Annotated in this window: 7 protein-coding genes; all 7 read left to right on the top strand. The window is 71.9% G+C overall.

From position 1 onward, the window contains the following. The coding region (locus tag VKT83_15390; GenBank protein ID HLY23848.1) for a hypothetical protein at window positions 1–1,496 on the top strand (1,496 nt) is incomplete at its 5' end. 54 nt (window positions 1,497–1,550) lie between these two features. Continuing rightward, the gene (gene ccsA, locus VKT83_15385) at window positions 1,551–2,231 is read left to right on the top strand and encodes a cytochrome c biogenesis protein CcsA (GenBank protein ID HLY23847.1); all 681 of its coding nucleotides are present in this window, start codon (window positions 1,551–1,553) and stop codon (window positions 2,229–2,231) included. Further along, the gene (locus VKT83_15380; GenBank protein ID HLY23846.1) at window positions 2,228–2,353 is read left to right on the top strand and encodes a CcmD family protein; all 126 of its coding nucleotides are present in this window, start codon (window positions 2,228–2,230) and stop codon (window positions 2,351–2,353) included. Before ccsA ends, VKT83_15380 begins: the two co-directional genes overlap by 4 nt. Next, window positions 2,350–2,781, top strand: coding sequence for a cytochrome c maturation protein CcmE (locus tag VKT83_15375; protein HLY23845.1), 432 nt, complete (start codon window positions 2,350–2,352; stop codon window positions 2,779–2,781). Before VKT83_15380 ends, VKT83_15375 begins: the two co-directional genes overlap by 4 nt. Before the next feature lie 3 nt (window positions 2,782–2,784). Continuing rightward, a complete protein-coding gene (locus tag VKT83_15370) occupies window positions 2,785–4,773 on the top strand; it encodes a cytochrome c-type biogenesis CcmF C-terminal domain-containing protein (protein ID HLY23844.1) in 1,989 nt (662 codons plus the stop codon). After that, window positions 4,770–5,090 carry a hypothetical protein gene (locus tag VKT83_15365; GenBank protein HLY23843.1) on the top strand — a complete coding sequence of 107 codons (321 nt, stop codon included), beginning with the start codon at window positions 4,770–4,772 and terminating at the stop codon, window positions 5,088–5,090. The genes VKT83_15370 and VKT83_15365 overlap by 4 nt, the downstream gene beginning before the upstream one ends. Window positions 5,091–5,095: 5 nt before the next feature. Continuing rightward, complete coding sequence (locus VKT83_15360) at window positions 5,096–6,088, top strand: carboxypeptidase-like regulatory domain-containing protein (GenBank protein HLY23842.1); 993 nt, start codon at window positions 5,096–5,098, stop codon at window positions 6,086–6,088. The last annotated feature ends 117 nt before the right edge of the window (window positions 6,089–6,205 follow it).

Below are 6,205 nucleotides of genomic sequence, written 5' to 3'. Positions count from 1 at the left end.
TGGAAGCGCTGCAGCGGCTGATCAACGAGTTTCGGGCCGAACTGGCGGCGCTGGGCGTACGGGTGACGGCGATCGAAGAAGAGCTGAACGCGATCAAGGCCCGGCTGGACAACGTGAGGATCAGCGGCCGGCTCCGATTCCGCTACGACGGCACACCGGCCGGTTCGGGCCCCACCCTCAACGGGAACCGCAACACGGTCAGCGTCGATAACGGCACCTCGCCCTCGGTGTTCCGCGCCCGGATGGGCCTCAAGCTGATTCTCGACGGCAGCGTGGCGCCCGACATCCACGCGATCATCGGGCTCGAGGTGGCGACCGGCAATTCCAGTTCTCCGCTGGTCTTCGACGGCGCCGGGTATGCGGCGGGCGGCGCGGGTGGTGCGGGCGCCGGTTGTAACGGCGGCACCCTGTGCTACCAGCTCAGCAACATCGCGGAACTGTACCTCGATTGGAATCACGCGTGGGGCTGGCCGCTCCGGATCCAGCTCGGCCGGATGGGCGGGATCCAGCAGCCGTTCGGGTCGCTCCCGCTCCAGTTCGGTCCGTACGGGCTGCTGCTAAACACGGGCTCCGTGACCTACGGCGCCTCCGCCGGCAACACGGGGGCCCACTTGGTGGACGGCCTGCGGGTCTCCGGGAACTCGGAGCGGACGGCGGATCTCAACTGGCAGGCCGCCGTGTGGCGGGTGATCGGGCCGACGGGCGGCGGCACGTACTTCCTCGGTGAAGACGCCTATGGGTTCGACGCCAACATCCGGGTCATCCCAGGCCTGCGGGTCGGCGGCTACTACCTGGCCAACAGCATCAACGCGGCGTCCACCGCCTTTCCGTCGAACGCGACGAGCGCGCTGTGGCACGTGTACGGCGGCAGCTCGAGCAGCGCGGCGACCGCCATGCTCAACCCGCCGACGGCGAAATGCCCGGCGGTCGGGACCGGGACCTTGCAGGCCGCGTCCGGCGGCGGGGCGAGCCCGGGCGGGATCGAGTGCCATGCTCTCGGGTCCGGCGGCGGCGGCTACGCGGATTGGCGGGTGACCCCGGCGATTCATTTCGACGGCGAGATCGCGACGTGGACGGACGGCGTGCTCGGCACCGGCGACAGCGCCTACTGGGTGGGCGGCACCTTCGACCTCGGCGCGCTCACGGGCGCCGGCCACCGGCTGTCGCTCGCGGTCAGCTATATCAACGAGGGCGTCAACTTCTACGCCCCCTACCAGAACGACGTGGACTCGAGCATCAGCTCGACGATCGGCCCGGGCAACACGCAGGGCCTCAACGCCGACCTCTCGTTTGACCTCACCGGCCAGTGGGCCGTGGCCGCGGCGTACTTCACGGGCAACAACATCTCCAACGGAATGGGGGTCACGGAGTGGCGGGCCGGCGTGATCTACCGCTTCGCGCCGGGCGCGACGATCTACACACGCGTGGAGAACCAGCGGCTCGGCGGGATTGCGCAGTACACACTCTACCGGTCCGAGGTGAACTATACGTTTTGAGGCCGCGCCCGCTTTGGTTGAAAGGGCTCGGCCGGGTCTGTTATGATTTTGAGCGTGCGCCGAACCTCGGACGGCTGGCTCGCGTGGGCGATGGGCGGTTTGATGCTCGCCGCGCTCTACGGGGCGTTTGTCTACGCGCCGCGCGAGAGCATCATGGGGGACGTCCAGCGGATCTTCTACGTGCACCTGCCGCTGGCGTGGGTCGGGTTCGTGGCCTTCGGCCACTCGGCGTGGGCGGCGGTGCAGTATCTGCGCACCGGCCGGCGGAGCTGGGACGTCGCGAGCGCGTCGGCGGCCGAGATCGGCGTACTGTTTGCGAGCCTCGTCATCGTCACCGGATCGCTCTGGGCGCGGCCGGTGTGGAACACATGGTGGACGTGGGATCCCCAGCTCGTGACGTATCTCATCCTCTGGTTCATCTACGTCGGGTACCTGCTGCTGCGGGCGGCCGCGGGTGACGACGACCGGCAGCGGCGGATCGCCGCGGTCTTCGCGATCGTCGGCTTCGTCGACGTCCCGTTGGTATGGTTCTCGGCCCGGTATCTGCGGGCGCTGTCGCCCGTGATCTTCACCTCGCACAGCGTCGGCCTCGCGCCCGCGATGGCCTGGGCGCTGCTCGTCGGGCTCGTCGCCTGGAGTCTCGTCTACATCCTGCTCGTGCGCGTACGGATCCGGATCGGCATCATGGAAGCGGAGGTCGCCGCGCTCGCCGACGACCGCCTGGGCGCGGCATGACGTATCTTTTCTGGTCGTTCGCGGTCGTGTGGATCGGGCTCTTCCTCTACGTGCGCGCCCTGATGCGGCGCGCGCGCGCGCTCGAGGACGAGGTGCGGCGGCTCGGCGGGGGCGCCTCGTGAGCCCCGCCCGGCGGGGCGCGAGTGCCGGCCGCCGGACCCTCGTGTTCGCCGGCGGCACCGTGCTGATCGTCCTGTCGCTGGCCTACCTCGTATACGGCGGGATCCAGCAGGGCGCGACCTATTGGGTGACCGTCGGCGAACTGCGGCAGCGGGCGCACTCGCTGCCGTCGCGGGTGCGCCTCGGCGGGACCGTGGCCGCGGGAACAGTGCGGTGGGACGACGCGCACCGGCATCTCTCCTTTGTGATCACCGACGGCGCCAGCACGCTCCCGGTCCGATACACCGGCGTGGTCCCGGACATTTTCGCGGAAGGCCGGCAGGTGGTGGTGGAGGGCGGCATCGCCCGCGACGGCGCCTTCGACGCGACCACGCTGCTCGCGAAGTGTCCCACTAAGTACAATCCCGCCGATCCCAAGTCTCCGCGATGATGCGTGGCTAGCCTCGGCCGGTTCGCGCTGTTCGGGGCCCTTGTTCTGGTGCTGTACGCCATCGCCGCGGCCGTGCTCGGCGCGCGCGCCCGGCGGGCGGAGCTCGTGGCGAGCGCGGTGCGGGCCCTCGGCGGGTCCGCGGCTCTGCTCGCGGCCGCCGCCGTCGTGCTCTTCGTCGCGCTCGGGACCCGCGATTACACGTTCCAGTACGTCGCCGCGCACGTCGACAACGCCCAGCCGCTCATCTACGATCTCGCCGCGTTTTGGGGCGGGATGGAGGGGTCGCTGCTCTTGTGGGCGCTCGTCCTCGCGGCGTACAGCCTCGCCGCAGTGCGCGCCGTCGGCCGCGCGCAGCCCGCCCTGGTGCCCGGGGTCGTCGTGGTCCTGGCCGGCGTCGCGGCGTTCTTCCTCGTGCTGCTGACCGCGGTGGCGTCGCCGTTTGCGACGGTGCCCTTCCCGGCCGCGGACGGCGCCGGCATGAACCCGCTCCTCTTGAACCCGTGGATGGCCATTCATCCCCCGACGTTGTATCTCGGGTACGTCGGACTCACGGTACCGTTTGCGCTGGTCGTCGCGGCCCTCGCCTCCGGCCGCGCTGCCGACGGCGGGGTGCTGCTCGCCCGGCGCTGGATGGTCTGGGCGTGGTACTGCCTCAGCATGGGCCTGTGGTTCGGCGCGAAGTGGTCGTATGTCGTCCTCGGGTGGGGCGGCTACTGGGCCTGGGATCCCGTGGAGAACGCGGCCTTGATGCCGTGGCTGGTCGCCACCGCGTTCATCCATTCCGTAATGATCCAGGAACGGCGCGAGATGCTGAGCCGGTGGAACGTCGTGCTGGTGATCCTCGCGTTCGGGCTGTCGATCTTCGGGACATTCCTTACGCGCAGCGGGGTGCTGAGCAGCGTGCACTCCTTCACGCAGTCGTCGATCGGCACGCTGTTCCTGGTGTTTCTCGCCGGGGCGCTGCTCGCCGCGTTCGCGATCGCCGCGTGGCGCTGGGACCTGCTGCGCAGCCGGCACGAGCTGGACGCGGCGCTCTCGCGGGAGAGCGCCTTCGTGTTGAACAACGTTCTGTTTCTCGCGATCGCCCTGGCGGTCTTTCTCGGGACGGTCTTTCCGGTGATCTCCGAGGTCCTGACCGGCCGCCGCGTCAACGTTGGGCCGCCGTTCTTCGACCACGTTATCCCGCCGATTGCCGTGGGGCTCTTGTTGTTGATGGGCGTCGGGCCGCTTCTCGCGTGGCGGCGCTCGTCCGCCGATCAGCTGCGCCGCAACTTCCTCGCGCCGGGGGCGGCGGGCGTCGCGCTCGGCGCCGTGCTTCTGGCGGCGGGCATGCGCGCGCCCGGTCCGATACTCATCTTCACCCTGGTCGGGTTCGTCGCGGGGACGATCGTCCTCGAGTTTGCCCGCGGCATCCGCGTGCGGCAGTCGCTGCGGGGCGAGGGGGTCCCGCGGGCGTTTGTGGCCCTCGTCGCCCGCAACCGCCGGCGCTACGGCGGGTACATCGTGCATTTCGGCATGCTGCTGCTCCTGTGCGGGCTCACCGGCTCGTCCGTCTTCGCGACGCAGCGTCTCGCGACGCTCGCGCCGGGCGAGAGCGCGGCGGTCGGTCCCTATCGCGTGCGGTACGACGGACTCGGGCAGACAACCGCGCACGGCGCGCTCGTGGTCGGCGCGCGTCTCAGGGTCTTCGAGGGCGCCCGCGACGACGGCCCGCTCACGGCGGCGCGCAATCTCTTTCTGAACGGCCGGGACTCGACGAGCGACGTGGCGCTGCGCAGCACGCCCCGCGACGATCTCTACATCACGCTGGTCGGATGGGCGTCGGACGGCCGCGCCACGCTGCGCCTCCTCGTGAATCCCCTCGTCCTGTGGATGTGGGCCGGCGGTCTCGTCCTGAGCGCGGGCGCGATCGTCGCGATGCTGCCGGAGGCGCGTCCGGGGACCGCGCCCGTGGTGATGCCGGAGCGGGTCTTCGGCGCGGCCGGGCGGTGACCGCGGTCATCACGGTGGTCCTGGCCGCCGCGGCGGTTTGGTACGTGCTCGCACCGCTGTGGCGCCGCCTCCCCGCGCCGGACCGGAGCGTGTCCGTCGAGCGCGCGCGCCTGGCGGCGGAGCGGGAGACCGCGCTGCGCGTCCTGAGCGATCTCGCCCTCGATCACGCCACCGGCAAGATGAGCGACGCGGACTACGAGGCGCTGCGGGGCCGGCAGGAGACCGCGGCCATGGAGGCGCTGCGGCGTCTCGACGCGATGGACGCGCCGAAGCCCGGGACCCGGCCCGGACCCGCGAGCGCGCGGCCGCCGGAGTAGTCTGAGTGCGCCGCCCCCCTCGATTCGCGCCGGTTCTCGTCGCCGTCTTCGCCGCGGCCGCCGCGTGTGGCCCGGCGTGCACGGCATCGCGGCCCGCGGCCGAGTCGGCCGTCCCCGGCGCCGCCGCCGGCGCGAACGGGGTGATCCGCGGCCGGGTGATCGACGGCACGGCGCCCGCGCACCCGGTGGCCGGGCAGCCCGTGCGCCTGCAGATCGTGGAGCGCGGCACGTCCTCCGAGCGGGAGACGCGGACCGACGCCGCCGGCGCGTTCATCTTCGCGGGCCTGCCGGTCGGGGGTCTCCGGATCTTCCTGGTGTCCACGCAGTACCAAGGCGCGCCGTACGAGGGCGCGGAGCGCATCGTGCTGACCCAGGAGACCCCCGTCCGCGATCTGTCGATCGCGGTCTACGACGCCGGCGCCGATCGCCGCGCGCTGCGCGGCACGCTCCTGTTTGCGGTGGTCGACGTGGTCCCGGGCGCCCTGCGCGTGACGACGGTCGAGCAGGTGCAGAACGCCACCGACCGCACGGTCGTGACGACGTCCACCGATCCGCTCGCGTTCCCGCTTCCGCGCGGGGCCGTCGCGGTCCAGGCGCTCGACGGGTGGCGGGACCCGCGCACCGAGGAGGGCCGGATCACCGACGCGCGCGCGATCCCGCCCGGCGTAGCCCAGGTCACCTACGCCTATCAGGAACAGCCGCGCGGCGGCGACGCCGCCCTCGCGTGGGCTCCGCCGTTCGGCGCCGCGCGCGTCGAGGTCCTCGTCGCCGACGCGCACTTGCGCGTCGCCGGAGACGGCATGCGCGCGGCGGCGCCCGTCATCGCGTCGGGGCGCCATTATACGCACTGGTCGGGCGGCCCGGTGGCGCCCGGCGCCACGGTGGCGCTCCGGATCACCGGCCTGCCCGCGGGCGGCGATTGGTGGCCCGGGCTGCTGGCCGCAGCCCTCGCCGCGGTGCTGGGCCTGGCCCTCGTCACGGCGCTTCGCCGGCTGTAGTCCGGGTCCGGCCGGCCCCACCGCCGGCCGCCGGCCCCGCGCAGGCGGACGGAAGGGGAGCCGAGCGACGGCGTGGAACCAAAATTCCCCGCGCACATTTCGCTACGAGCGGCCGTG

The organism is bacterium, assembly GCA_035308905.1.
Taxonomy (GTDB): Bacteria; Sysuimicrobiota; Sysuimicrobiia; order Sysuimicrobiales; family Segetimicrobiaceae; genus DASSJF01.
This window is presented reverse-complemented; position numbering and strand designations above follow the sequence as displayed.